This window comes from Phenylobacterium sp., from assembly GCF_036723115.1.
Classification (GTDB): domain Bacteria; phylum Pseudomonadota; class Alphaproteobacteria; order Caulobacterales; family Caulobacteraceae; genus Phenylobacterium.
On record NZ_DAIMHV010000244.1, the window covers coordinates 1 to 2117 of the forward strand.

The following is a 2117-nucleotide window of genomic DNA, read 5'->3' on the forward strand; positions in this document are numbered from 1 at the left end:
CGGCCAGGGTGACGAGATCGACCTTGGCCGGGCCGGAGATGCGGTTGAGGGCGGCGATCTGGAAGCCCACGGATTCATCGCCCCCATAGGCGCCGCCGAAGGCGCCGGGCAGGCCCCAGCCGCCCATCCAGCGATAGAAGATGTGCGCGCCTACCGTGGCCACCTTGACCAGGCTCGGGCTCCAATAGGGAGCCACATAGTTGGCGTGATAGTGGGTGGCGTGGCCGACGCCCTTCATCACATAGCCCGACAGGGCCGCCTCGGCGACCTGGCGGGCGCGGGTCCAGCCCTCGGGGTCGGGCATCCGCCCCATGGCGCCGTCGCAGGTGAAGGTGAACTGGCAGCCGGTGGTGCGGTTGGAGCCCTGGAAGACCACCCCGCACACCGAGCTGGGATAGGCCGGATGGCGGACCCGGTTGATCACCACCTGGGCCACGGCCCGCTGGCCGTCCAGGCTCTCATAGCGGGCTTCGTAATAGATGGCCGCGGCCATGCAATCGAGGGCCCGGGCCTGGTGCAGGGCGCCGCCGGTGAGGCGGAAGGGCTTGGCGGCGGGATTGGGCAGGGTGGAGACGGGGTTGGCCGCGTTCCAGACCCGGGCCTGGGCCTCGTCCAGATCCTGGAGCCGCAGCAGAGCCGGTTCTGGCGCGCCGTCGGCCTCCGACAGGCCCGCCTCCCGGTCGATCCGGGCGAAGCTGGCGGCCTGGAATTCCGGGGTGAAGCGGGCGGCCAGGCCCATCATGGCCGGGTCCATGTCGCGGGTGATGCGGGCGAAGGCCAGGGCGTCCATCTGGCCGGCGGTCACCCGGGCCAGGCGCTGCTCGGCGCTCTCGCCGGACAGACGCGGGGCCGCGGTGGCCAGGCCCCCGGCCAGGACCGCCACCAGGGCGACCTGAAGGCCCGCCATCCGATGATGGTGCTCGATCTTGGAAATCAAACGACGAAACATCCGCAACACGTCCAGCTCCCTGACGCGCCCCGCCCCGTCGATGCGACCCCATAGGCCCATCGGACGCTCAGTTCCAGAGGGAATCGGAACGCCGGTTTCCAGAAATGACCCAGAACCGGCGCCCGCCCCGGCGGGGGGCGCCTTCGGCTGGCAAAACAGGCGCCGTGAGGGGAACGCGCTCTGAGCTCAGAGACTGGAGCGCGTCTCGGTTCCATAACCGGTTCCCACTTGTCGGAACGCGCTCTATCGCGGGATTTCGGCGGTCTTGGTCAGGGCCACCTGCCGATAGACGGCGGTGATCTCGAAATAATCGCGGAAAATGCCGTGGAAGCGGTCGACCGCCTGTTTGACGCCCGGCCCGCCGATCTCGCTCTCGTCGTGCCAGTAGTCGTCCAGCACCATCATGCCCCCGATGTCGAGCAGGGCGGCGCAATAGGCCAGGTCCACCATGACCGCCCAGGCGGTGTGGCTGCCATCCACATAGATGAGGTCGAAGGCCTCGCCGGCCTCCAGCATCCGGGGCAGCTCGTAGGTGGAGAAGCCCTTGTGGGTGGCGAGGCTGGAGAAGCCCAGCTTGGCCACGTTGCGCTGAAAGCGCGGCTCCACGGCGTGATACTTCTCTTCCGGATTCAGGGTCTCGTCGAACCACGGATCAATGACGGTGACGTCCAGCTTGGCCGGCAGCAGCCAGTCCATGAAGGCGAGGTTCCGCCCCTCATAGGCGCCGATCTCCAGATAGCGGATCTGGCCGCGGCCGGCGGCGAAATCCCGCAGCAGGGGGGCGACATAGGGGATGTTGTTGTCCGCCCACTCGGTGGTGAACTCGAACCCCATGGCCTGACAGTGGGCGGCGAAGGCGGCGGCGTCTTCGCGCGCCTTGGGCTTGGCCAGCATGGTCTGGGCCAGCGGGGCGGCGAACCGCCCGTTCAGGGTGGCGAGCGCGCGGATCGGGTCGGCCAAGTCGTCCTCCTTCGAAGGTCGCAAGAGCCATACCCGCCAAGCCGTTAAGGAAGGGTCGCGGGCGGCCTTCCGGCGCGGTCGACGCATTTGTCGGATTCTGCGCCGCGCCTTCGTCCTAGTCTCGAGGCGGGCCAGGGCGGCCCGGCCAAGCAAAGGGAGACGCGCGATGCGGGTGATGGTTCTGGTCAAGGCGACCACCGACAGCGAG

The 2117-nt window shown here is 68.7% G+C and carries 2 protein-coding genes; both read right to left on the minus strand.

Going from position 1 to position 2117, the window contains the following annotated elements; all coding sequences use genetic code 11:
- Positions 1-949, minus strand: a 949-nt coding sequence (locus V7D28_RS15065) for a cell wall hydrolase (RefSeq protein WP_333588197.1), incomplete at its 3' end; no start/stop codon positions are given.
- Between the two features lie 243 nt (positions 950-1192).
- Positions 1193-1909, minus strand: coding sequence for a class I SAM-dependent methyltransferase (locus V7D28_RS15070; protein WP_333588198.1), 717 nt, complete (start codon positions 1907-1909; stop codon positions 1193-1195).
- Between the last annotated feature and the right edge of the window lie 208 nt (positions 1910-2117).